General features: G+C 74.6%; 24 protein-coding genes. 6 read left to right on the top strand and 18 right to left on the bottom strand.

What is annotated here, in order from left to right:
- From ACLE50_RS07835 to ACLE50_RS07815, 5 genes are all read right to left on the bottom strand, one after another.
- The gene (locus ACLE50_RS07835; protein ID WP_410942734.1) at nucleotides 1–834 is read right to left on the bottom strand and encodes a carbon-nitrogen hydrolase family protein; all 834 of its coding nucleotides are present in this window, start codon (nucleotides 832–834) and stop codon (nucleotides 1–3) included.
- Between the two features lie 2 nt (nucleotides 835–836).
- Nucleotides 837–1682, bottom strand: a complete 846-nt coding sequence (locus tag ACLE50_RS07830) for a carbon-nitrogen hydrolase family protein (protein ID WP_410942733.1) — start codon at nucleotides 1680–1682, stop codon at nucleotides 837–839.
- Nucleotides 1679–3244 carry an MSMEG_0567/sll0787 family protein gene (locus tag ACLE50_RS07825; RefSeq protein ID WP_410942732.1) on the bottom strand — a complete coding sequence of 522 codons (1566 nt, stop codon included), beginning with the start codon at nucleotides 3242–3244 and terminating at the stop codon, nucleotides 1679–1681. Before ACLE50_RS07825 ends, ACLE50_RS07830 begins: the two co-directional genes overlap by 4 nt.
- Nucleotide 3245: 1 nt before the next feature.
- The gene (locus ACLE50_RS07820) at nucleotides 3246–4388 is read right to left on the bottom strand and encodes an MSMEG_0568 family radical SAM protein (protein ID WP_410942731.1); all 1143 of its coding nucleotides are present in this window, start codon (nucleotides 4386–4388) and stop codon (nucleotides 3246–3248) included.
- A 90-nt stretch (nucleotides 4389–4478) separates the two neighbouring features.
- Nucleotides 4479–4997, bottom strand: coding sequence for an MSMEG_0572/Sll0783 family nitrogen starvation response protein (locus ACLE50_RS07815; RefSeq protein WP_410942730.1), 519 nt, complete (start codon nucleotides 4995–4997; stop codon nucleotides 4479–4481).
- Nucleotides 4998–5296: 299 nt separating this feature from the next.
- On the opposite strand from ACLE50_RS07815, the gene ACLE50_RS07810 reads away from it, so the two are divergent.
- From ACLE50_RS07810 to ACLE50_RS07785, 6 genes are all read left to right on the top strand, one after another.
- Nucleotides 5297–6628: an MSMEG_0569 family flavin-dependent oxidoreductase gene (locus tag ACLE50_RS07810; RefSeq protein ID WP_410942729.1), complete on the top strand. Its 1332-nt coding sequence runs from the start codon at nucleotides 5297–5299 to the stop codon at nucleotides 6626–6628.
- A gap of 4 nt (nucleotides 6629–6632) precedes the next feature.
- Entirely contained in the window at nucleotides 6633–7340 is a 708-nt protein-coding gene (locus ACLE50_RS07805; protein ID WP_410942728.1) for an SH3-like domain-containing protein, read from the top strand.
- Nucleotides 7337–7921: a nitrile hydratase subunit alpha gene (gene nthA / locus ACLE50_RS07800; RefSeq protein WP_410942727.1), complete on the top strand. Its 585-nt coding sequence runs from the start codon at nucleotides 7337–7339 to the stop codon at nucleotides 7919–7921. Before ACLE50_RS07805 ends, nthA begins: the two co-directional genes overlap by 4 nt.
- Nucleotides 7918–8310, top strand: coding sequence for a nitrile hydratase accessory protein (locus tag ACLE50_RS07795; protein WP_410942726.1), 393 nt, complete (start codon nucleotides 7918–7920; stop codon nucleotides 8308–8310). Before nthA ends, ACLE50_RS07795 begins: the two co-directional genes overlap by 4 nt.
- 70 nt (nucleotides 8311–8380) lie before the next feature.
- Nucleotides 8381–8959 (top strand): hypothetical protein, encoded by a 579-nt coding sequence (locus tag ACLE50_RS07790; RefSeq protein ID WP_410942725.1) that lies wholly within the window; start codon nucleotides 8381–8383, stop codon nucleotides 8957–8959.
- A 109-nt stretch (nucleotides 8960–9068) separates the two neighbouring features.
- Entirely contained in the window at nucleotides 9069–9647 is a 579-nt protein-coding gene (locus ACLE50_RS07785; protein WP_410942724.1) for a type 1 glutamine amidotransferase domain-containing protein, read from the top strand.
- A gap of 27 nt (nucleotides 9648–9674) precedes the next feature.
- Here the strand turns inward: ACLE50_RS07785 and ACLE50_RS07780 are convergent, their stop codons facing one another.
- The 13 genes from ACLE50_RS07780 to ACLE50_RS07720 form a co-directional block, all read right to left on the bottom strand.
- Nucleotides 9675–10619 (bottom strand): sigma-70 family RNA polymerase sigma factor, encoded by a 945-nt coding sequence (locus ACLE50_RS07780; RefSeq protein ID WP_410942723.1) that lies wholly within the window; start codon nucleotides 10617–10619, stop codon nucleotides 9675–9677.
- Nucleotides 10620–10827: 208 nt separating this feature from the next.
- The gene (locus ACLE50_RS07775; protein WP_410942722.1) at nucleotides 10828–11268 is read right to left on the bottom strand and encodes a helix-turn-helix domain-containing protein; all 441 of its coding nucleotides are present in this window, start codon (nucleotides 11266–11268) and stop codon (nucleotides 10828–10830) included.
- Between the two features lie 72 nt (nucleotides 11269–11340).
- Complete coding sequence (locus ACLE50_RS07770; protein WP_410942721.1) at nucleotides 11341–12690, bottom strand: NtaA/DmoA family FMN-dependent monooxygenase; 1350 nt, start codon at nucleotides 12688–12690, stop codon at nucleotides 11341–11343.
- A 41-nt stretch (nucleotides 12691–12731) separates the two neighbouring features.
- Nucleotides 12732–13394, bottom strand: a complete 663-nt coding sequence (locus ACLE50_RS07765) for a methionine ABC transporter permease (protein WP_410942720.1) — start codon at nucleotides 13392–13394, stop codon at nucleotides 12732–12734.
- Entirely contained in the window at nucleotides 13391–14509 is a 1119-nt protein-coding gene (locus tag ACLE50_RS07760) for a methionine ABC transporter ATP-binding protein (protein ID WP_410942719.1), read from the bottom strand. The genes ACLE50_RS07765 and ACLE50_RS07760 overlap by 4 nt, the downstream gene beginning before the upstream one ends.
- A gap of 2 nt (nucleotides 14510–14511) precedes the next feature.
- Nucleotides 14512–15396, bottom strand: coding sequence for a MetQ/NlpA family ABC transporter substrate-binding protein (locus ACLE50_RS07755; protein WP_410942718.1), 885 nt, complete (start codon nucleotides 15394–15396; stop codon nucleotides 14512–14514).
- Between the two features lie 229 nt (nucleotides 15397–15625).
- Nucleotides 15626–16780: an LLM class flavin-dependent oxidoreductase gene (locus ACLE50_RS07750; RefSeq protein WP_410942717.1), complete on the bottom strand. Its 1155-nt coding sequence runs from the start codon at nucleotides 16778–16780 to the stop codon at nucleotides 15626–15628.
- The gene (locus ACLE50_RS07745) at nucleotides 16777–17823 is read right to left on the bottom strand and encodes an ABC transporter substrate-binding protein (protein ID WP_410942716.1); all 1047 of its coding nucleotides are present in this window, start codon (nucleotides 17821–17823) and stop codon (nucleotides 16777–16779) included. Before ACLE50_RS07745 ends, ACLE50_RS07750 begins: the two co-directional genes overlap by 4 nt.
- Nucleotides 17813–18529: an ABC transporter ATP-binding protein gene (locus tag ACLE50_RS07740; RefSeq protein ID WP_410942715.1), complete on the bottom strand. Its 717-nt coding sequence runs from the start codon at nucleotides 18527–18529 to the stop codon at nucleotides 17813–17815. Before ACLE50_RS07740 ends, ACLE50_RS07745 begins: the two co-directional genes overlap by 11 nt.
- Nucleotides 18526–19377 (bottom strand): ABC transporter permease, encoded by an 852-nt coding sequence (locus ACLE50_RS07735; RefSeq protein WP_410942863.1) that lies wholly within the window; start codon nucleotides 19375–19377, stop codon nucleotides 18526–18528. The genes ACLE50_RS07740 and ACLE50_RS07735 overlap by 4 nt, the downstream gene beginning before the upstream one ends.
- A 407-nt stretch (nucleotides 19378–19784) precedes the next feature.
- On the bottom strand, nucleotides 19785–20696 hold the full coding sequence (locus tag ACLE50_RS07730) for an ABC transporter permease (RefSeq protein ID WP_410942714.1): 912 nt from the start codon (nucleotides 20694–20696) through the stop codon (nucleotides 19785–19787).
- A complete protein-coding gene (locus ACLE50_RS07725) occupies nucleotides 20686–21546 on the bottom strand; it encodes an ABC transporter ATP-binding protein (protein WP_410942713.1) in 861 nt (286 codons plus the stop codon). Before ACLE50_RS07725 ends, ACLE50_RS07730 begins: the two co-directional genes overlap by 11 nt.
- Nucleotides 21547–21594: 48 nt before the next feature.
- Nucleotides 21595–22692 carry an ABC transporter substrate-binding protein gene (locus tag ACLE50_RS07720; RefSeq protein ID WP_410942712.1) on the bottom strand — a complete coding sequence of 366 codons (1098 nt, stop codon included), beginning with the start codon at nucleotides 22690–22692 and terminating at the stop codon, nucleotides 21595–21597.
- Between the last annotated feature and the right edge of the window lie 365 nt (nucleotides 22693–23057).

Below are 23057 nucleotides of genomic sequence, written 5' to 3'. Positions count from 1 at the left end.
TCAGCCCTGGTAGAGGTCGGGGCGGCGTTCCTTGAGGTGGTGCAGCACCGCCCGGGCCGCGCCGATCACGCCACCGGGGTCGACGTCGGCGACGGCGAGGCCGCCCTTCGACCAGGTCCGCGCCAGGATCTCCCCGCCCGGCCCGACGACCTTGGCCCGGCCCAGGAAGTGCAGCGCCCCGCTGCGCCCGCTCTGGTTCGACGACAACCACACCACCTGGTTCTCCGCGGCGCGGGCCTGGTCGTAGAGGTCGAACAGCCGGGCCTGCCGGTCGTCGGCCATCCGCGGGGCGCGGTTGGTCAGCGACGTCGGCCACGCCGACAGGCAGGCGATCAGCTCGGCGCCGTCGAGGGCCAGTGAGCGCGCCGACTCCGGGAACGTCTTGTCGTGGTCGATGAGCATGCCCATCCGGCCGGCCGGGGTGTCGAACGCGGTGAACCCCTCGCCCGCGGTGAACACCCCCGCGACGCCGGCCGGCTGGTGCACCTTGCGGTGCCGGCCCAGCACGCCGTCGCCGGACAGGCACACCGCCGCGTTGTAGCGGGTGCCCGGCTCGGACCCCGCCTCGCAGAACCCGAGGCAGACGACCAGGTCACCGGCCATCCGGACCACGGCCCGGACCTCGTCGCCGTCCGGGTCCAGGGCGGGCGGCAACGCGTCGGGGTCGGCCGGGTCGAGGCCGCGCAGGTCGTGCACGTAGCCGCCGAGCGCGCCGTCGGGCAGCGCCAGCACCGCCGCACCCGCTTCCTTCGCGTGCTCGACGATCACCCCGATCCGGTCGAGGTCGAACGCCACGTCGCGGGTGAAGTTCGCGGCGGCCGCCGCCAGCCGCATGCTCAGACCCCCGCCGCGGCGGGGCCGTACGCCGCCGGGCGCCGGTCGCGCAGGTGCCCCATGAACCGCCGGGCCGCGTCCACGGCCTCGTCGACGTCGATCGAGGCGACGGCGAGCCCTGGCCCGGACCCGGTCGTCGCCAGGACCTCGCCACCGGGATCGACGATCTTCGCGCTCGCCACCAGCTCCATCTCGCCGAAACTACCGGCCTGGTTCGCCGAGACCCACACGATCTGGTTCTCCAGCGCCCGCGCCCGGTCGTGCAGGTCGAAGCGCCGCGCCCAGCGGTCCTCGGCGAGCACCGGGGCCCGGTTCGTGCGCGAGGCCGGCCACGCCGACATGCACACCACGGTGCGCGCGCCGTCCATCGCCAGCGCACGGGCGGCCTCCGGGAACGCCTTGTCGTAGCAGATCATCATGCCGATCCGGCCGACCGGCGTGTCGAACGCGGTGAACCGGTCCCCGGCGGCGTAGCTGGCGTCCTCGGCGAGCGGCTGGTGCACCTTGCGGTGCGTGCCGAGCACCCCGTCCCCGGTGACGGCCACGCAGCTGTTGAACGGGCGGCCATCGGTGTCACCGCGCTCGCAGAACCCCGCCGTGACGACCATGTCCCCGGCCAGTGCGGCGAGCCGCGCGATCTCCGGGCCGTCCACCTCGAGCTGCGGCGGCACGTCGTCGGGTTCGCCGTGCAGCGACGACAGGTATCCGCCGAGTGCGGCCTCGGGCAGCGCGAGCAGCTGCACGCCCCGCTCGCGGGCCTCGGCGATCGTCGCGCCGATCCGGGCGAAGTCCTCCTCCAGGTCCCGCACGAACCCCTGCGCGACCGCCCCGAACGTCGTCTCGCTCACCGTGTTCCTCCTGCCGTTCCGGTCCCCATGCCCGTGACCCCCGCCGGTACGGCGTCGGTCTCCTCACCGTCCGGCCAGCGCAGCCGCACCCCGCCACCGGGGCGCAGCTCGCCGACCTCCGCCGACACCGCGGGCCCCGCCTGCGGGGCGGGTGCGCCCGCGTCGTCGGCGGTGAGCAGGCCGAACCCGGGGAAGCAGGTCAGCCAGTCCCCGGTGCTCACCCCGTCCGGGCGCGGGACGGCGGCGACGTCGAGCACCGCGCCCACCCCGGACGCCTCGGCGAGCATGCCGAGGGTGCCGGCGAGACCGGCCATCGACACGTCCTTGGCCGCGGCCGGACGGTGCGCCGCGGCCGGGCCGATCGCGCCGGTCATCGCGGCCAGCTCGGTGCGCGACCGGGACGTCGTCGAGTCCCACTGGCGGCCGCCGTAGCCCGGGCGCCAGCCGCCGCCGAGGTCGGTGGTGAGGCGGACGCGGTGCCCGGACCGTCCGCCCGCGGCCGGGACCGGGTGCGCCGTCCGGCCGAGGGCGGTCAGTGACAGCGCGGCCGGGACGTCGAGCTGGGTGTGCCCGCCGAGCAGCGGGACACCCCACGCGTCGGCGGCGGCCCGCACCCCGGACAGCACCCGGTGCGCGAACGACGCGTCGCGCGCGCCGATCGCGTCGAGCAGCCCGACCGGTGCGGCGCCCATCGCGGCCAGGTCGTTGACGTTGACCAGCACCCCGGCCCAGCCCGCCCACTCCGGGTCGCGCTCGACCATCGCGGGCACGATCGCGTCGCAGCAGGCCACCATGTCGGTCCCGGGTACGGGCGCACCGTCGTCGCCGACGAAACCGGGCGGCCCGAGCGCGCCGAGCAGCGGCCCGAGCGGCGCCTTCGTCGCCGTCGCCAGCGCGGCGATCCGGCCGATCGGCCACCGCATCCGCACGTGCGGCACCCCGGCGACGACGGTCTCCCGCACCCGGGTCCAGCCGAGCCGGTCGAACAGCACGGCGTTCGCGGCCTGCACGTCGGCGTCGAAGCGCAGCGCCCCGGCGGCCTCGGCGCGGGCGCACGCGGCCCGCACGAGTGCGGCGCCGACGTGTGCGCCGCCGCGCCGCGCCCCGGGCGCTGTGCCGCCGCCCCGCGCCCCGGGCGCTGTGCCGCCGCCCCGCGCCCCGGGCGCTGTGCCGCCGCCCCGCGCCCCGGGCGCGACGACCAGCCGGCTCCCGGCCCACCAGCCGACGTCCGGCTCGTCCGGGCGGGCCGGGCCGAGCCGGACCCCGCCGAGCAGCGCGCCGCCGGGGTCGTGGGCGACGAGCACCAGGGCGCGGTCGTCGGCGTCGTGGTCGTCGAGATCGGCGGCTCCGCTGTCGGCGAACAGCCCCTGCTCGCGGCAGAACACCTCCCGGCGCAGCGCCCGGTAGCCGTGCACCAGCGGGTCGGCGGTGTCGTCGGCGGCCACCGCGGTGATCGTCAGCTCGGGTGCGGTGCCGCGCGGGCGCCCACCGAGCAGCTCGTCGGCGACCCAGCGGGCCGCCGGGGTGAGGTACCGGGACGCCCCGGTGGTCAGCTCGGTCATCTCAGCCTCCCGCCGCGGACAGCGCGCTGCACGCCCCGCAGGCCGCGCAGCCGGCGGCCTGGTCGGCGCCGCGCATCCCGGACGAGCGCAGCTCGGCGGCGACCCGGGCGGTCACGTCGGCGAGCAGCCCGGGGTCGGGGGCGGGCACGCCGTCGGCGGCGGCGAGGGTGCCCGGGATCGGGCGGTAGGGGACGACGAACGGGTACACCCCGCGCGCGATCAGCTCCGCGGCCCCGGCGACCAGCTCGTCCGGATCCTCGCCGAGACCGACGATCAGGTACGTCGACACCGCGTTCGGGCCGAACACCCGCACCGCCTCGTCCCACGCCGCCCGGTACTGGGACAGCGGGACCGTGGCCTTGCCCGGCGTCCAGCGGCGGCGGACGTCGTCGTCGAGGGACTCGACGTGGATGCCGATCGCGTCCGCACCGGCCTCACGCAGCGCGGTGAGCGCGGCCAGGTCGTCGGGGGCGGGCGGCTCGCACTGCACCTGGAGCGGCAGGCCCGGCACGGCGGCGCGGATCGCGCGCACGCACCGGGCGAGGTGCCGGGCGCCGCGGTCGCGGCCGTTGGAGGTGCCGGTGGTGAGCACCATCTGGCGCACCCCGTCGAGCCGGACGGCGGCCTCGGCGACCTCCGCGAGCTGCGCGGGGGTCTTCACCGCGGTCGTCGCCCCGGAGCGCAGCGACTGCTCGATCGCGCAGAACCGGCAGCGGTCGGCCTCGCCGTAGCGCACGCAGGTCTGCACGACCGTGGAGGCCAGCACGTCGTCGCCGTGCAGCCGGGCGATCTGCTCGTAGGAGACGCCGTCGGCGGTGTACAGGTCGTAGAACGCCGGCCGGGCCACGGTGTCGACGGCGACGCCCATGTCGGTCACCCCGCCGCCGGGCTCGCGGCGGACCAGGCGCCCCTCGCGCAGCCGGAAGGGGGAGGTGTCGTCGATCGGGACGGTGGTGCGGTGCCCGTCGACGAGCACGTGCCCGTCGGCCGATGGACCCGCCCCGCCGGGGCGGCGCAGCGGGATGACCGAGCCGAGCTCGGTGACGGTCCCGGGCTCCGGGTCGAGGGCGACGCCGCGGACGGCCATCTCGGCGCGGGCCCGCAGGGCCTGGTCGGCGGTCTCGGATGTGGACGTACGGGACATGCGGGCTGACCTCCACGGGTGCTCGGGCGGACCGGGATCCCGCCGGGACGCGGCACGGAACGCGTCCCGGCGGGAAGGCGGGGGAGTGCCTCAGAGCTGGTAGGTCGAGTTGATGATCGCGCCCTTGCGGGCGTAGTAGATCAACGCGTCCTGCACGTCGAGCGGGTGCGTCGGGATGACGCCCTCCATCAGGTCCTCCTCGCGCGCGCCGTGCAGCGAGAGGCCGAAGCGGCAGCAGTAGACCTTCCCGCCCTCGGCCATGAAGGTCTTCAGCTGGTCGTTGATGTTGTGCTCACCGGGGAACGCCGACGTCCCGGTCGTCGGGAATCCGCGGGTGGCCAGGCAGTTCAGCGATCCGGGACCGTAGAAGTACATCGCCGTCTCGAATCCCTTGCGCAGGGCGCGGGTGGCCTGCAGGACGGCGACGAAGCTGACCGAGGACTCGTGGGCGATGCCGTGGACCAGGGTGAAGTACGTTTCGCCGTCCTCGGCCTGCAGGTCGGGGAAGACCTTGGTGCCGCCGTAGATGCTCGACCCCTCGGGCAGCGCGGGGTGCGGGATCTCCTCGAGGCTCTTCTTCTCGACGTCGGACAGCTCGGCGCTGGTCATGGGGTCTCCTTCGCGGGAACGGCGTGCATGGGGGAGAATGGGACGGCTGTGGGAATCCCGGTCGTGGAATTCCGTGGAATGCGGCCGCCCCTCGGGTCCTGCTGTCTCCAACGACACCAGCGGCGTATGTCGGGAACGTTGTGTGCGGACTACGGGAATGCTTCCGAATGGCCCGGACATGACGACTGTGTTTCGTAACTCCCGGAAATGCTGCGGTAGTCCGGACGGAACCGTCCCGAAATATCCGGCGCGCACCGTCGGCATTCCCTCGTACGCCGGCCTTCCCGCTCGGAGGAACGATGACGACGCTCGCCCAGCGACCCACCGGAGATCCCGCCGCCGATCTCGACGGGCAGCACCGCCCGGTGATCGTGATCGGCGGCGGTCAGGCAGGGCTGTCGATGAGCCGCTGCCTGGGCCGCCGCGGGATCGACCACCTCGTGCTGGAGCGCGACGAGGTGGCCGCGTCCTGGAAGCGGTACCGGTGGGACACGTTCTGCCTGGTCACGCCGAACTGGCAGTGCGACCTGCCCGACTTCCCCTACGCCGGCGACGACCCGCACGGGTTCATGGTGCGCAGTGAGATCGTCGACTACCTGGAGGCCTACCGCTCCTTCGTCGACCCGCCGCTGCGGGAGGGGGTCGCCGTCACCCGGCTCACCCGCGACGACCGCGGCACCTTCCACCTCACGACGACGGCGGGGGAGTGCACCGCCGACCAGGTCGTCGTCGCGACCGGCGGCTACCACACCCCGCTGACCCCGCCGCTGTCCGAGCCGCTCGACCCGTCGATCACCCAGGTGCAGTCGCAGGACTACCGCAACGGGTCGCAGCTGCCGCCGGGTGAGGTGCTCGTCGTCGGGTCCGGGCAGTCCGGCGCGCAGATCGCGGAGGACCTGCACCTGGAGGGGCGCACCGTGCATCTCGTCGTCGGGAACGCGCCGCGGGTGGCCCGCTTCTACCGCGGCCGCGACGTCACCGACTGGCTCGACGAGATGGGCTACTACCGGATGACCGTCGCCGAGCACCCGCGCCGGGAGGCGGTGCGCGCACAGGCCAACCACTACGTGACCGGCCGCGACGGCGGCCGCGACATCGACCTGCGCCGCTTCGCCGCCGAGGGCATGTACCTCTACGGAGCGCTCACCGACCACCGCGACGGCGTCCTGCACCTCGCCCCGACGCTGCGCGGTTCGCTCGACCACGCCGACGAGGTGTCGGAGTCGATCAAGACCACGATCGACGACTACATCGAGCGCGCCGGGATCGACGCACCGGCCGAGGAGCGCTACACCCCGGTCTGGGAGCCGTCGGAGGAGGTCAGCGAGCTGCCGCTGGAGGGCGGCGCGATCACCTCGGTGGTGTGGTGCATCGGGTTCCGGCCGGACTTCTCCTGGGTCGACGTCCCGGTCTTCACCGGCCGTGGCAGCCCCGTCCACTCCCGCGGCACGACGAGCGCCCCCGGGCTCTACTTCCTGGGCCTGCCCTGGCAGTGGACCTGGGGCTCGGGCCGGTTCTCCGGGGTCGGCAACGACGCGGAGTACCTCGCCGAGCGCATCCGCTCGCAACGCGGCCTCACCGCGACCGGCCCGCGCGGCGACGTCTGCAACGTGCTCGCGCTGGGGTCCTGACCCAATGGATCCGACCGCGCAGCGCTCCGTCGCCGACCTCGGTGGCGCGCCGGGGTGGGGGCCGGTGGTGCGGCCGTCGGACGTGGAGCCGGAGCCGCCGTTCCACGAGCGGTGGGAGCAGCGGGCGTTCGCGCTGACCCTGGTCACGATGGGCCGGGTGTCGGGCCGCAACCTCGACGCGTTCCGCCTCGCGCTGTCCCGGCTCGACCGGCACGCCTACCTCGACGACGGCTACTACGGCCGCTGGCTCGCCGCCGCCGAGCTGATGCTCACCGACTCCGCGATCCTCGCGCCCGGCGCCGTCGAGGCCCGCGCCCGCCGGCTCGCCGCCCCCGACAGCGCCGTTCCGGACGGCGACCTCGCCGAGCCGCCCGACCCGACGCCGGCGAAGCCCGACCACACACCGTCCGCACCGGGCTCGCTGCGCCGGCTCGACCGGGCGCCCCGGTTCGCCGCCGGTGACCCGGTGCGGACGCACCCGGAGCCGCCCGCCGGTCCGTCGAAGCTTCCCGGCTATCTGGCCGGGCGCCAGGGCGTGATCACCGCGGTCCGGCCGCCGCACGTGCTGCCCGACACCAACGCGGTGTTCGCGGGGGAGCACCCGCAGCACGTCTACACCGTCGGGTTCACCGGAACCGACCTCTTCGGACCCGGCGCCGAGGCCACGACCGTGCACGCGGACCTGTTCGAGAGCTACCTGGAGGAACGGTGAGCGACCAGCCCGGCCCCGCGCTGCGCACCGAGGCGCTGGAGGAGCTGCTCGTCGAGCGCGGACTGGTCGACCCGGCCGTGCTGGACGGGTTCGTCCGCACCTACGAGCGCGACGTCGGCCCGCGCAACGGCGCCACCGTCGTCGCCACCGCCTGGACCGACCCGGAGTACCGCGACTGGCTGCTGCGCGACGGGACCGCCGCGATCGCCTCGCTCGGGTTCTCCGGGCCGCAGGGCGAGCACATGGTGGTGCTGGAACAGACCGAGCACGTGCACCACGTCGTGGTCTGCACCCTGTGCTCCTGCTACCCGTGGCCGGTGCTGGGCCTGCCGCCGAGCTGGTACAAGGACCCGGCCTACCGGGCGCGGGTGGTGCGCGAGCCGCGCACCGTGCTCGCCGAGATGGGCCTGGTGGTGCCGCCGGAGCGGCGGATCGAAGTGTGGGACTCCTCGGCCGAGGTCCGCTACCTGTGCCTGCCACGCCGCCCCGCCGGGACCGACGGGTGGCCGGTCGAGGAGCTCGCCGCGCTGGTCGGGCGGGACGCGATGGTCGGCGTCGCCGAGGCGGGGGCACCCGCGTGAGCCGCCCGGTGCTCGACGTCGACGGCCCGGCTGCGCCGCCGCGCAGCAACGGCGAGCTGGTGTTCGCCGAGCCGTGGGAGGGGCGAGCGTTCGCGATGGCCGTTGGGCTCGCCGACGGAGGCGTGCTCGCCTGGGACGAGTTCCGCGCCCGGCTCGTCGTCCGGATCGCCGAGGCCCGGGAGCCCTTCTCCTACTACGGCTGCTGGCTCGCCGCGCTGGAGGACCTGCTCGTCGGCACCGGCCGGATCGGCGACGGCGCGGTCCATCGGCGCGCGGGCGCGCTCGCGTCCCGCCCGGCAGGCCACGACCACCGCCACCAGCACGGCCACGGCCATGATCACAAGCTCGACGGCCATGATCACAGCGACGATCACCTGGCCGGGCGGTAGGTCCGCGCGCCAGGGGTCCATCCGGTTAACGACCCGGCGGGATCATGCCGGACGCGGCTACGTTGGAACGATGAGCCGTTCCGGGGTCGTCCTACGGACCCTGGCGTGGTGCGTGGCCGTCCTCGCCGCCGGCGGTGCGCTGCTGGGCGCGCTGGTGTTCGGGCTCGGGTCGCTGGTGCATCCGGAGCCCGCGCACTCCGAGCCGCCACCGGACACCGCCACGGCCGAGTTCCGCACCCTCGCGGCCACCGATCCCGTTGCGGCACTGCGCCAGTGTCCTGCGGCCCGGCCCACGGACTTCGACGCGCTCGCGGCGAGCCTGCGCGCCGGTGTCCGCCCGGCGCCGCAGCGCTACGCCGTCACCGACGGCGCGCTCACCTACATCACCGCCCCGGTCCGTGGCGCGGGCACCTCCGGCGACGCCGCCGTCTGGGTGTGGGGCGGGCAGGGCTTCGCCGCCGTCACCGACGACGCCCGCCTGCTGTCCCCGCGGCTGCCCGGCCCGCAGCTCTACCGGATCGGCCCGGACGCGCCCGGCGCCGTCCGCGCCGCCGCCTGCACCGAGGCGGCCCTGCGCGTCACGACCGGCGCCCCCGGCGTCGCCGGGCCGACCGTCCCGGTCGCCACGCCGCCCGCGCCCGTCGACTGAGCGATCCGGTCGTCCGCCCCGGGGTGCGTGCATGGGTCGCGCCGGAGCGGGAAGCCCCGGAACGACAGTCATCACGCACGACAGGCACCACGAACGACGGGAGAAGAACGTGGCGAACGAACTCGAGGGCCGCACGGTCGCGATCCTGGCCACCAACGGCGTCGAGCAGGTCGAGCTGACCCAGCCGCGCGACGTCCTGCGCGAGGCCGGTGCCCGGGTGGACGTCGTGTCCCTGAGCACCGACCCCATCCAGGCCATGAACGGCGACATCGACAAGGGCGAGATCTTCGACGTCGACCAGTCGGTCGGCGAGGTCTCGTCGCGCAACTACGACGCACTCGTCCTGCCCGGCGGCACGATCAACCCCGACACCCTGCGCGCCGACGCCAACGCCGTCGCGTTCGTGCAGGCGTTCGCCGCGGCCGGCAAGCCGATCGGCGCGATCTGCCACGGCCCGTGGACGCTCATCGAGGCCGACGTCGTCGCGGGCCGGACGCTGACGTCGTTCCCGAGCATCCGCACCGACCTGCGCAACGCCGGCGCCACCGTCGTCGACGAGGAGGTCGTCTGCGACGAGGCCCTGGTCACCAGCCGCAACCCGCACGACCTGGACGCGTTCTGCGCCAAGCTGGTGGAGGAGTTCGCCGAGGGCAGGCACCCGGTCAAGGAGGCCGGGGCGACGGCCTGACCCGGCGCCCCGGCCCGGCCCCTCGCCTCAGTCGTCGGTGGCGGTGAGCTTCTCCCGCAGCCCGGCCAGGGTGCGGGAGAGCAGCCGGGAGACGTGCATCTGCGAGATGCCCATCTCCGCGGCGATGCTGGACTGGGTGTGGTCGCCGAAGAACCGCATCATCAGGATCGCCCGCTCCCGCTCGGGGAGGTCGCGGATGACCGCGTGCATCTCCGAGCGGTGCGCGGCCATGTCCAGCCCGGGGTCGTCGTCGCCGATGCGCTCGCCGAGGGTGGCGTCGCCGTCGTCGGTGCCGTCGCCCGGGCCGGGGACGGCGTCGAGCGAGCGGGCGTGGTGCGAGTCCAGCGCGCCGAGGGCGTCGACGACCTCGCCGGTCGTGACGTCGAGCTCGCGGGCCAGCTCGGACGGGCGCGGCGCGCGGCCGAGCTCCTGCACCTGCTCGTCGGCCTTGCGGCGCACCGCGACCGCCAGCTCCTTCAGGTCGCGCGGCACCCGCACCGACCAGGTCTGGTCGCGCAGGTGGCGCTTCATCTCACCGCGGATGCTCGGGATCAGGTAGCCGAGCGGACCGCCGGTGGCCGACGCCGGGTCGTAGCGGTCGACGGCCTTGACCAGGCCGACCATCCCGGCCTGCTCGACGTCCTCCCCGGCGGGCCCGGGGGCGGCGTAGCGCCGGGACAGGTTGCGCACCAGCGGGCGGAACCCGCGGATGACCTCCTCACGCAGCCGGGCCCGGTGCGGGTCGCCCTCGGGGAGGGCGGCGAGCCGGTCGAGCAGGGGGATCAGGTCGTCGTAGGCGCCGGGGCCCCGGCGGGCGGTGCGGGGCGCCGGGACGGTCTTGCCGGTCGCGGTCCGGCCGGTCGCGGTGTGCACCGGACCGGTGGCGACGGCCGGAGCCGTGGCCGTGGGGGTCGTGGGGATCGTCGCGGTCGCAGCCGGGGCTGCGGTGGGCGACGGGGTTCGGATGGGCATGGACCACCTCGCGTGCCGTGAAGGGCGGCGGGGTCCGCTGCGTGATTGAACGGATCTCGTCTGTGGGTCGGCGTGGCCTGGGGCCCGTAGCTCGGGCTCGCGGCACGGTTTCCGCTGTAGCACAGCGAGATTCGTGGGTTTCCACCACTGCCGGTGACTCGACCGTAACTGCCGGGGGCGCCGGGGACAACCCGGCTCCGCCGTCGGATCAGCGCTCGGCGTCGTGTGCGGCCGCCGCGGTGCCGTCGCCGGCCGGTGCGGGGCCCTTGCGCGGCTCGCACAGCGTGCGCAGCTCGCGGGACAGCAGCTCCAGGCCCTGGATCTGGGCGTGCAGCGCCTCGATCCGGGACTCCGCGGCGGCCCGGTACAGCCCGAGCCGGTTGCGGGCGTCCTGGTCGACGGTCCGGCCGGCGTCGAGCTCGGCGCGGGCGGCGTCGATCTGGCCCATCAGGTCCCGGATCTGGTCCAGCCCCAGGTCCAGCGGCTTGAGCGTCTTGACGAAGCGGAGCCGGTCGACGTCGGCGTCGGTGTAGAGCCGGAAGCCACCGGAGCTGCGCGCCGACGGCGTCACCAGGCCCAGCTCGTCCCAGTGCCGGATGGTCCGCAGCGACAGCCCGACCCGGGTGGCCACCTCACCGATCTGCAGCACGCCGCTCCCTGCCGTCGTCGAACCCCGGCTGTCGTCGAACCCGGTGCGACGACGATACCGGCGCGCGGCGCCCTATCCGGCTGCGGTGCCCGGGGCGGCGGTCGCGGCGGCGGTCGGGTCGGTCGTCGTGGCGACGGTGGGCAGGCCCAGGTGCTCGCGCAGCGTCGTCCCGGCGTAGTCGGTGCGGAACGAGCCGCGCTCCTGCAGCAGCGGCACCACCCGGTCGGCGAACTCGTCGAGCCCGCCGGGGGTGACGTGCGGGACGAGGACGTAGCCGTCGGCGGCGTCGGTCTGCACGGCGTCGTCGATCGCGGCGGCGACGGTCTCCGGGCTCCCGACGAACGTGTGCCGCCCGGTCATCTCGATCACCGTCTCGCGCAGCGACAGCCCCTTCTCCGCGGCCACGGCGCGCCACCGGTCGGCGTCGGCCTTCGGGTCCCGGTACATCCGCACGCTGGCCCGGCCCTGTGACACCAGCTCGCCCTCGACCGGGTCGAACTCCGGCAGCGGCCCGTCCGGGTCGTGGCCGGACAGGTCGGTGTTCCACAGCTGCTCGGCGAACACGATCGCGGTCTGCGGGCTGATCTGCTGGGCGCGGACGACCTCGGCGCGCTCGGCGGCCTCGGCGTCGGTGTCGCCCAGCACGAACGTCGCCGCGGGAAGGATCTTCAGGTCGTCCCACCCGCGGCCGTAGCGGGCGAGGCGGCCCTTGACGTCGGCGGTGAACGCGCGCCCGGCCTCCGGCTCGGCGTGCCGGGAGAAGATCGCGTCCGCCGAGGCGGCGGCGAACTCGCGGCCCTCCTCGGAGTCCCCGGCCTGCAGGATCACCGGCCGGCCCTGTGGGCTGCGGGGCAGCGCGAACCGCCCCGCGACGTCGAACTGGTCCGAGGAGTAGGCGAACGTGCCCCGGTCCTCGGGGCCGGTGCGCGAGTCCCAGATCGCGGCCGCGGCGGCCAGGTGCTCCTTGGCCCGGGTGTACCGCTTGTCCTTCGGCAGGAACCCGCCGCGGCGGAAGTTCTCGCCGGTGAACGCGTCCCACGAGGTCACCACGTTCCAGGCGGCCCGCCCGGCCGAGAGGTGGTCGAGCGAGGCGAACTGGCGGGCGACGTCGTAGGGCTCGGTGAACGTCGAGTTGATCGTCCCGGCCAGGCCGAGCCGGTCGGTGACCGCGGCCAGGGCGTTGAGGATCGTGAACGTGTCCGGCCTGCCCATGACGTCGAGGTCGTAGATCCGCCCGCGGTGCTCGCGCAGCCGCAGCCCCTCGGCCAGGAACAGGAAGTCGAACTTCGCCCGTTCGGCCGTGCGCGCGAAGTGCGCGAACGAGTCGAACTCGATGTGGCTGCCCGAGGCCGGATCGGCCCACACCGTGGTGTTGTTGACGCCGGGGAAGTGCGCGGCGAGGTGGATCTGCTTGCGCGGCATACGGGCGGCCTCCGACTCGCAGGTGCGGTGCGTACCGGTCTCTATCGGTGCAACACCCGCCGCGCCAGGGTGTTCCCGGCCAGCTGCGCCAGTTGCACCAGCACGACGATGATCGCCACCGTCACCAGCGTCACGGGCCAGTCGAAGCGCTGGTAGCCGTAGGAGATGGCGAAGTCGCCCAGGCCGCCGCCACCGACGTAGCCGGCCATCGCCGACATGTCGACGACGGCGATGAAGACGAAGGTGTAGCCCAGCACCAACGGCGCCAGCGCCTCCGGCACGAGCACGCTCCACACGATCCGGAACCGCCCGGCGCCCATCGCCCGGGCCGCCTCGATCACCGACGGGTCCACCGACACCAGGTTCTGCTCGACGATCCGGCCGATCACGAACGTCGCCATCGCGACCATCGGGAACAGCACCGAGCGGGTGCCGATCGTGGTGCCCATGACCAGCAGCGTCACCGGCCCGACGGCGGTGATGAAGATGATGAACGGGATCGGCCGCACCAGGTTGACCAGCACGTTCAGCACGGTGAAGACGCCACGGTTGGCGAACAGGCCGCCGGCGCGGGTGGTGTGCAGGGCGACGCCGAGCAGCAGGCCGAGCAGGCCGGCGAGCAGCATCGTCCAGAAGACCATGTAGGCGGTCTGCAGCAGCGACAGCCAGAGCACCGGCTGCAGCTGGGACCAGTCGGTGTTCATGCGGGGCGCTCCGTGCTCGTGCTCGGGGTGGCGGTGGTGCCCGCCGTCGTGTCCGGCTGCCGCGGGTCGGTGACCCGCGCGACGGCCGACAGCTCGGCGACGGCGGCCGCGACGGCGTCGTCGTCGCCGGTCAGGGACAGGGTCAGGCTGCCGACCGGGCGGCCGCCGAGCTCGCGGATGCCGCCGTGCACCACGGTGCTGCGCACACCGTGCGCGGCGGGGATCCGCGCGACGGCGTCCTGCGCGGTGTCGTCGCCGTCCTCGGCGGCCCCGCCGACGGCCACGGTGACCAGCCGTCCGGGATGCCGGCTCGCCAGCCGCGCGAGGGTGTCCGGCGCGGGGACGTCCTGCAGGACACCGCGGACGAACCGCTGCGTCGCCGGGTGCGACGGCGCGGCGAACACGTCGTGCACGTCGCCGGACTCGATGACCCGCCCGGCCTCCATGACGACGACCCGGTCGCAGATGTCGGCGACGACCTCCATCTCGTGGGTGATCACGACGACGGTGGTGCCGAGCTCGCGGTTGACCCGCCGCAGCAGGTCGAGGACCTCGCGGGTGGTCTGCGGGTCCAGCGCGCTGGTCGCCTCGTCGGCCAGCAGGATCGACGGCGACGTCGCCAGCGCCCGGGCGATGCCGACGCGCTGCTTCTGCCCGCCGGACAGCCGCGCCGGGTAGCGGCCCGCCAGGTCGGCGAGTCCGACGAACTCCAGCAGCTCGGCGACCCGGGCGCGGCGGGCCTCGCGGGACCAGCCGGCCACCGCGAGCGGGTAGCCGACGTTGCCTGCGACCGTGCGCGAGCTCATCAGCGCGAACTGCTGGAAGATCATACCGACCTCGCGGCGCAGCTCGGCCAGCCCGCGCTCGGACAGCTCGGTGGTGACCCGCCCGCGCACGGTGACGGTGCCCGACGTCGGCAGCTCCAGGGCGTTGACCAGCCGGACCAGGGTGGACTTGCCCGCCCCGGACCAGCCGATGACGCCGGTGATGCCGCCCTCGGCGATGTCGAGGGTGACGTCGTCGACGGCGGTGACCGGCGCGCCACGGCGGGCGGGGAAGGTGCGGGTGGCGCCGGCGAAGGAGATCGCCGGCGCCGTCGTGTCGCTCGCGGTCACGCTCAGCCCCGCAGCTGCTTCTCGATGGTCGTCAGCGTCTGCTGCAGGTCGGCCGTGGAGTTGTCGCGGACGACGCCGCCGTCGCCGAGGTCCTTGCGCGCGGCGGCCAGCACCGCCGGGTCGTGGTAGATCTTCACCAGGGTCGCGAACACCGGGTCGTCCTTGCGGTCGCCCTTCGCGACGAACAGGTTGATGTAGGGCTTCGCCTTCTCCGAGTTCGGGTCCTCCTGGTAGACGACCTGCTGCTTGGACAGGTTCGCCGAGGTCGCGAAGTTGTTGTTCACGATCGCGCCGTCCGCGCTCGCCAGGTTGGTGGCGGTCTGCGCGGCGTCGACCGGGGTGACGGTGACCTTCGAGGCGGCGGCGTCGATCTGCGCCGGGGTGGACACGGTGGTGCCGCCGTCGGTGAGCTTCAGCAGCCCGGCGGACTGCAGCACGTTGAGTGCGCGGGCCTGGTTCACCGCGTCGTTCGGGATGACGATCTGCCCGCCGCGCGGGATCTCGGCGAGCGAGCGGTGCTTGGCCGAGTACAGCGGCAGCGGATAGACCGCGGTGGCGCCGACCGGGGCCAGGGTGTCGTCGTTCTTGACGTTGTAGTTCGCCAGGTACTGCAGGTGCTGGAACTCGTTGAGGTCCAGCTGGCCCTGCGCCAGCGCCGGGTTCGGCTGGTTGTAGTCGGTGAAGTTGACCAGGTCGACGGTGATGCCCTGGGCCGCGGCCTTGTCCTTGAACACGGTCCAGTACGGCTCGGACCCGTCGGTGACGCCGATCCGGACCGTCTTCGCCCCGTCACCGCCTCCGCCGGACGGGGCCTCGCCGGGTGCGGCACAGCCGGCCGCGAGCACGATCGCGGGCACCAGCAGGGTCAGGGCGCGCAGCAGGCGCATCGGTGTTCCTCTCGGCGCCGGCCACGGACGGGTTGCGCCCGGGGCGGCGCAGCAGTGCGTCGGTGGTCCGTGCCGAATCACCGGGAGGCGCGCGGCGCCCCTGCGGTGGGACCGACCGCCGGGCGGGAGCGGTGGCTCCGGGGGCGGCCGGGGGAGACCGGGCCGCCGGGTCGGGCCGCACCGCGAGGGCGCGGCCGCCGCGGCGGGGCGGTCGGCACGTCCCCTCAGGTTACGCCCGTGTTGCGGGCGAGGCGGTCTCGCCGCGACGAAGGTCACGGTCGGCCAGCAGCCCGCGCCGCGCCAGCTCCGGCAGCACACCCTCCCCGAACCGGTACGCCTCCTCCAGGTGCGGGTAGCCGGACAGCACGAACTCGTCGATCCCCAGCTCGTGGTACTCCGCGATCCGGTCGGCGACCTCGGTGTGCGACCCGACGAGCGCGGTCCCGGCGCCGCCGCGGACCAGGCCCACGCCGGCCCACAGGTTGGGTGACACCGTCAGGTCCGCGGCAGCGCCGCTGTGCACGCCGCCGTGCAGCTCGCGCATCCGGCGCTGACCCTCGGACTGGCTGGCGGCCAGTGTCGCCTGGGCGCGGCGCACCTCGTCGGGGTCGAGCGCGTCGAGCAGCCGCTGGGCCTCGGCCCACGCCTCGTCGGCGGTGTCGCGGGTGATCACGTGCAGCCGGATGCCGAACCGCGGGCTGCGGCCCAGGTCGTCGGCGAGCTTGCGGACGCGTCCGATCTTCTCCGCGACGGCCTCGGGCGGCTCGCCCCAGGTCAGGTACACGTCGGCGTGCCGGGCGGCGACCGGCAGCGCCGCGTCCGAGGAGCCTCCGAAGTAGACCGGCGGGACGGGGTCGGGGACGGCCAGGGTCGTCGCGCCGGTGACGTCGTAGTGGGCGCCGGTGAAGTCGTAGGGCTCGTCGGACCAGGCGCCGCGCAGCACGTCGAGGAACTCGTCGGTGCGGGCGTAGCGCTCGTCGTGGCCGACGTGGTCGCCGAACCGGCGCTGCTCGACGTCGTCGCCGCCGGTGACGATGTTGAGCATCAGCCGGCCGCCGGAGATCCGCTGGTAGGTCGACGCCATCTGTGCGGCCAGCGTGGGGGACAGGACGCCCGGGCGGAACGCGACCAGGTAGCGCAGCGTGCGGGTCTCGCGCAGCAGCGCCGCGGTGGTCAGCCAGGCGTCCTCGCAGAACGTGCCGGTCGGCGTCAGGACGCCGTGGAAGCCGAGCGACTCCGCGGCGCGGGCGATCTGGGCGAGGTAGTCGATGCTCGCGTCGCGGGCGGTGCCGCCTGCCTCGCCGCGGTCGGCGTGCCGGCGGGCGACGATCGTGCGGCCGTCGCCGGAGGTGGGCAGGAACCAGTGCGGGACGATCCCGGTCATCGGGCGCCTCCTCGGGTGTCGGTGGGTGTGCCGGGGATACCGCGGCGGGCGGCGGCCAGCGTGGTCGGTTCGAAACGGCGGTCGACGAACGCGCCGAAGTCCGCCCGGCCGGGGATCACGCCGGCCTCGGTGAAGGAGTCGGAGAGCTGTTGTTCGGAGGCGACGACGGCGTCGTCGAGCGGGACGGGCAGGTCCACCCCGCTCGCGACGGCCGCGCGGGTCACCGCGAGCGGCAGCTTCGTCTCGTCGCTCCAGACCTTCGCCCGCTGCTCACGGTGGGTGTCGGAGTAGGTCTGCGCGGCTGCGATCCGGGCCAGCAGGTCGGCGACGGCGGCGCTGCGGGCCGGGTCGGCGAGTGCGGCGTTGGAGGCGACCTGGAAGCCGTATCCGTTGGCGGTGCGGGTGCCGTCGACGAGCACGCGGGCGTGGTCGTCGTGCACGGCCTGGGAGGTGTAGGGGTCCCACACCGCCCAGGCGTCGACGTCGCCCTGCCGCCAGGCCGCGTAGGCGTCGGAGGGGGCGAGGAAGGTGGCGTCGACGTCGTCGAGGGTCATCCCGGCCGCGCGCAGCGTGGACAGCAGCTGGCCGTGCGCCGAACTGCCCTTCGCGACGGCGATCCGCTTGCCGCGCAGGTCCTCCGCCGTGCGCAGCGGCGAGCCGGGGCGGACCAGGACCGCGTCGCTCGCGGAGTTGCCGCGGTTGGCCGAGACGATCTGCACGCGGGCCTTCGCCGCCGCCGCGAAGATCACCGGGGTGTTCCCGGTGCCGCCGACGTCGATGGCGCCCGCGCGGGCCGCCTCGATCAGCGGCGGCCCGGAGGTGAACGTCCGCCACTGGACCCGGTACGGCAGGTCGTCGAGCAGCCCGGCGGCGCGCAGCAGCGACTGCGAGCCGCCCTTCTGGTCGCCGACGGCGAGCGTCACCCCGGCCAGCGCGGCCCGGTCCACCGGCGGCTGGACCGGCGGCCTGCTCACCGGCACGCTCGAGCAGCCGGTGAGCAGGGCGAGCAGCAGTACGGCGAGCAGGACCGCGCTACGCCGCATCGGTGACCTCCACCCCGAGCTCGTCGAGCACGGTGCGGCGCAGCGGGGCCAGCCGGTCGGCGTCGCGCGGGCGGTCGCCGGGGTGGTGCTCGGCGGCGATCCGCCCGTCGGCGAGGACGAGCACGCGGTCGGCGAGCAGCAGCGCCTCGTCGACGTCGTGGGTCACCAGCAGCACGCCGGGCCGGTGCCGGCGCCACAGGTCGAGCACCAGGCGGTGCATGGTGATCCGGGTCAGCGCGTCGAGGGCGCCGAAGGGCTCGTCGAGCAGCAGCAGCTGCGGCTCGCGCACCAGGGCGCGGGCCAGCGACGCGCGCTGTGCCTCGCCGCCGGACAGGGTCAGCGGCCACGCATCGGCGCGCTCGGTCAGGCCCACCTCGGCGAGTGCCCGCTCGGCGACCCGGGCGGCGGTGTCGCCGCCGAGGTCGCGGTGCAGGCCGAGGGAGACGTTGTCGCGCACCACCCGCCACGGCAGCAGCCGCGGCTCCTGGAACGCGACGGCCACCGACCCGGGCACCTCGACGGTCCCGGACACCCCGGTGTCGCCGGCCGAGTCGAGCCCGGCGAGCAGCCGCAGCAGCGTGGACTTGCCCGAGCCGGAACGGCCGAGCAGGGCGACGAACTCGCCGTCGCCGATGGTCAGGTCGAGGTCGTCGAGGATGCGGCGGCCACCGAACTCCCGGACGAGGCCGTGCACCCGGGCGCTCATCGGCCCGCCCCCGCCGGTCCGGCCGGGCGCCACGCGAGGACGCGGCGTTCGAGGCGGCGGACCAGGGCGTCGGTGCCCAGCCCGAGCAGCGCATAGACCACCAGCCCGACGACGATCACGTCGGTCCGCAGGAACTCCCGCGCGTTCATGATCATGTAGCCGACGCCGGAGTCTGCGGCGGTGGTCTCGGCGACGACCAGCGACAGCCACGCGACGCCGAGCGCGAGCCGCAGCCCGGTCAGCGCCGAGGGCATCGCGCCGGGCAGCACGACGTGGCGCAGCACCTCGGAGCGGGTGAACCCGGAGACCTTCGCGGCCTCCAGCAGCTTCGGGTCGATGCCGCGGACCCCGGCGTGCACGTTGAGGTAGATCGGCACGAGCACGCCGATCGCGACCAGCAGCACCTTCGGCAGCTCGTCGACGCCGAACCACAGGATGAACAGCGGCACCAGACCGAGGTGCGGCAGCGTCCGGAACATCTGGGTGGGCGGGTCGACGAGGATCCCGCCCCACTCCGACAGTCCGGACACCAGCCCGAGCACGGTCCCGGCGACGACGCCGAGCACGATCCCGACCGCGACCCGGGCCAGCGAGACGAGCAGCCCCTCGGGCAGCTCGCCGCTGCGGGTGACGTCGACGGCCGAGGCCAGCACACGCAGCGGTGAGGCCAGCTCGTCCTCGGCGAGCAGGCCGGTCGAGGACGCGAGCTGCCAGAGCAGCAGGATCGCGATCGGTGAGATCCAGCGGCGCAGGTCGGGGCGGCGGCCGGATCGGCGTACCGGCTCGGCGGACCGCGGCCGCGCGACGGCGGCCGGGCCGCTCGCCGAGCCGGCGAGGGTGGTGGGCAGAGCCACAGGTGTCTCCCGGGACAGGGGTGGGCGAGCGCGCGCACGGGCGGGTGGCGGCGCTCGGAGGTGCCGGGACCGCGGTGGGTCCCGGCGAGGCAGGGGTCGCGGAGAAGCAGGGGTCGCGGAGAAGCAGGCGGCGCGGAGAGGCGGGTGCGCTCAGCGGGCGCGACAGGTGCCGCCGGCGAGCCGGAGCAGGTCCAGGTGCCTGCGCCGGGTGAGCAGACGGCCCGGCCCGGACACCGGTCCCGTCGTCGTCACGTGCTCGGCCACGTCGACGAGGTCATCACGGGGTTCCGGGCGGCCACAACCGGCCGTCCGGTCGCCGGGAACACCGTCCGTGGTGTCCGGACAGTGTGCTCCCGGACGGCGCAGCGCGGGTCCGGATCCCGGGAGGGCGCGGTGCGGCCTCATACCGACAGCGCCAGCCCCCGCGCGCGCAGCACGCGGCGCTCCAGCGGCCGGAACACCAGCAGCTCCACACCGATCCCGACGACCAGGATCAGCAGGATCGCCGCGAACACCTGGACGATGTTGTTCAGGTCCGCGCCGTTCTTCAGGTACGCCCCCAGCCCGACGCCGAGCTCCGGGCCCGCGGCGATGATCTCGGCGGCCATCAGCGACCGCCAGGAGAACGCCCAGCCCTGCTTGCAGCCCGCGAGGTATCCGGGCAGCGCGGCGGGCAGCAGGACGTGGCGGGCCATCGCGAACCCCGTCGCGCCGAGCACCTGCCCGGCGCGCGGCAGGATCGGCGGCACCTGGTCGATGCCCGCGACCAGGCCGTTCGCGATGGACGGCACCGAGCCGAGCAGAACGACGAAGAAGATCGTCGCGTCGGTGAGCCCGAACCACAGCACCGCGGCAGGCACCCAGGCCACCGACGGCAGCGACTGCAGCCCGGTCAGCAGCGGGCCGATCGCCGAGCGCACCAGCGGCACCTTCGCCACGACCAGGCCGATCGGCGTCGCGACGACCAGCGCGAACAGGAAGCCCAGTACCGCGCGGCTGATCGAGGTCCACAGGATCGACCAGATCTGCCCGCTCGCGACGACGTCGCCCAGCTCCCCGGCGACGTCGGCCGGGTCCGGCAGCCGGTACTCCGGCAGCACCGCCGAGGCCCACACGACCTGCCAGATCACGATGATCACGACGACGGCGACGGCCGGTGGCAGCCAGCCGCGCAACGCGCGCTGCCACCACGGCGTCGTCCGCACGACCGGGGTGTCGAGGGCGTCGAGCGCGGCGACGGCGGCCGCGGAGTCGTGCTCGCGGTCGGTCACCGCTCCGCCCGTCACCGCTGCGCCTGCGTTCTCACGCGGCATGGCTGGTGATCACCTGCCGCAGCCGGCCGGTGATGTCGTCGTGCAGCTCGGCCGCCTCCCGGTCGTCGCTGTCGCTGCCGTTGTCGCCGCCTGCGGGCACGGTCCACTCGCGCACCACGGTGCCCGGCCGCGACGACAGCAGCACGACCCGCTCGGCGAGCCGTACGGCCTCCCGGACGTCGTGGGTGACGAACACGATGGTCGTGCCGGTCGCCCGCCACACCCGCAGCAGCTCGCCCTGCAGGACGTCGCGGGTGATCGCGTCGAGTGCGGCGAACGGCTCGTCCATCAGCAGCAGGCCCGGGGCGCCGCCGTGCTCCGCGCCGCCGGACTGTGCGCTGCCGGAGTCCGCGGCGCCGAGGCCGGTGGCCGCGGCGAGCGCGCGGGCCAGCGACACCCGCTGGCGCATGCCACCGGAGAGCTCGTGCGGGCGCTTGGGGCCCATCCCGTCGAGCCGGACCAGCTCGAGCAGCTCGCCGGCCCGCTCGCGGCGGGCGGACCGGCCGTGCCCGGCGAGCTGCAGCGGCAGCTCGACGTTGCGCTGCGCGGTCAGCCACGGCATCAGCGCGGCCTCCTGGAACATGAACGACGGCCGCGCCGCCCGCACCTCGACGGTGCCGGTGGTCGCGTCGTCGAGCCCGGCGAGCAGGTTGAGCAGCGTCGACTTGCCGCAGCCGGACGCGCCGAGCAGGCAGACGAACTCGCCGTCGCCGACGTGGAGGTCGATGTCGTGGAGCGCGGTCACCGCGCCCGGGCCGGTGCCGAAGGTCTTGCCGACGCCGGTCAGGCTCAGCGCGGTGGGCGACGTGCGGGGGCGGTGCTCCGCGATCGCCGGGGTGTCGACGGGCACGGGGATCTCCCTGTCGTCGTGGGTGGTGTGCCGGTCAGTCGGTGGCGGTCAGTTCGTGTCGGCCAGGGCGCCCGGGTCGACCGGGGCGAGCCCGGCGGCCTTGCGGACCTCGTCGACGGGGCGGGGGTCGAGGAAGCCGGTCAGCTTCGCCTCGTCCTTCGCGATGCCCGCGGTGACGGAGTTCTTCGCCAGCTGCGGGAACGTCGAGGCGAGCGGGTCGCTGTCGAAGGACAGCTCGGTGAACGACCGGTCGACCACCGACGCGGGCAGCGCCTTGCCGGTAACGTCCTTGATCGCGTCGTTGGCGGTGGCCTTCGCCTTCGCCGGGTCGGCCTTCGCCGCCTCGATCGCCTTCTGCTCACCGGTCAGCACGGCCTTGACCGTCTCCGGGTGCTCCTGCAGGAACTTGGTCCGGACGAGTACGACGGTCGTCGGGAACTTCCCCTCCGGCCACAGGCTCTTCTCGTCGACGAGGACCTTGGCGCCCGCCTCGACCAGTCGCGAGCTCCATGGCTCCGGCAGCCAGCCACCGGCGACCTTGCCCTGCTTGAACAGGTCGAGGGTCTGCGGGTTGTCGATGTTCTGCACGGTCACCGCGTCCGGCCCGGAGCCGATCGGAAGGTTGTTCTGCTTCAGCCAGGTCTTCAGCGCGATGTCCTGGGTGTTGCCCAGCTGCGGTGTCGCGATGGTCTTTCCCCTGAGCTGGGCCGGTGACGTGATGCCCGGTGCGGTGACCAGCTGGGCGCCGGCCGAGGTGGCGCCGGCGACGAGCCTGACCGCCTCCCCGCCGGACTTGGTGAACGCGTTGATCGCCGGGCCGGAGCCGATGAAGCCGATGTCGAGGGACTCGCCGAGCAGCGCGTTCACCTCGTCCGGGCCGGCGTTGAACGGCTGCGGGGTCAGCTTGGTGTTGCCGAGCTCGGCGGTGAACAGGTTCTGCTTCAGACCGATCAGCGCCGGCGCGTGGGTGATGTTCGGGAAGTAGCCGAGCCGGACCTCGGTGGCCGGGGACGTCGGGCCCGACGCGCCCGACGAGCTGTCGTCGGCGCGCGAGCAGCCGGCCAGGGCACCGAGCGTGGTGATGGCGGCGAGCAGGAGTGCGGCGGCACGCGTCCGGGATCCGGAGCGCAGGGCGTGCGGGGACATCGGGGGAGTGGTCCTTCCGTGGTGGTGACGGCGCGTGGGCGCGCGAGGTGCCGACGGCGCACGCCCGGCACGGGCGCGCGCAGCGAAACGGGAGAGAGGGAGATCGGGAGCTGGTCAGGGACGGGTGGGGCCCGGACACAGCTCGCTGTAGGCGGGGGCGCGGCGGCTCGGCCAGAAGGGCTCGAGGCCCGTCGGGCGGACCGCGAGCACGTCGGAGGCGCCCCGGAAGCGCGGTCCGGGACGTGCGGACCGCCCCGGGTTCGTCGTCACCCGGTCAGGGTGCGCCGCGGACACGTCGCCGGACAACCGGTCGTCCACGGGGCCGGACGCCCACCTCGTCTGTCCGTACAGGACAAGGGTTCTGC

Origin of the sequence: Pseudonocardia phyllosphaerae (assembly GCF_046546475.1) — a bacterium.
GTDB classification, from domain to species: domain Bacteria; phylum Actinomycetota; class Actinomycetes; order Mycobacteriales; family Pseudonocardiaceae; genus Pseudonocardia; species Pseudonocardia phyllosphaerae.
Note: the sequence above shows the minus strand (reverse complement) of the source record. Positions and strands in the feature narration are given on the sequence as shown.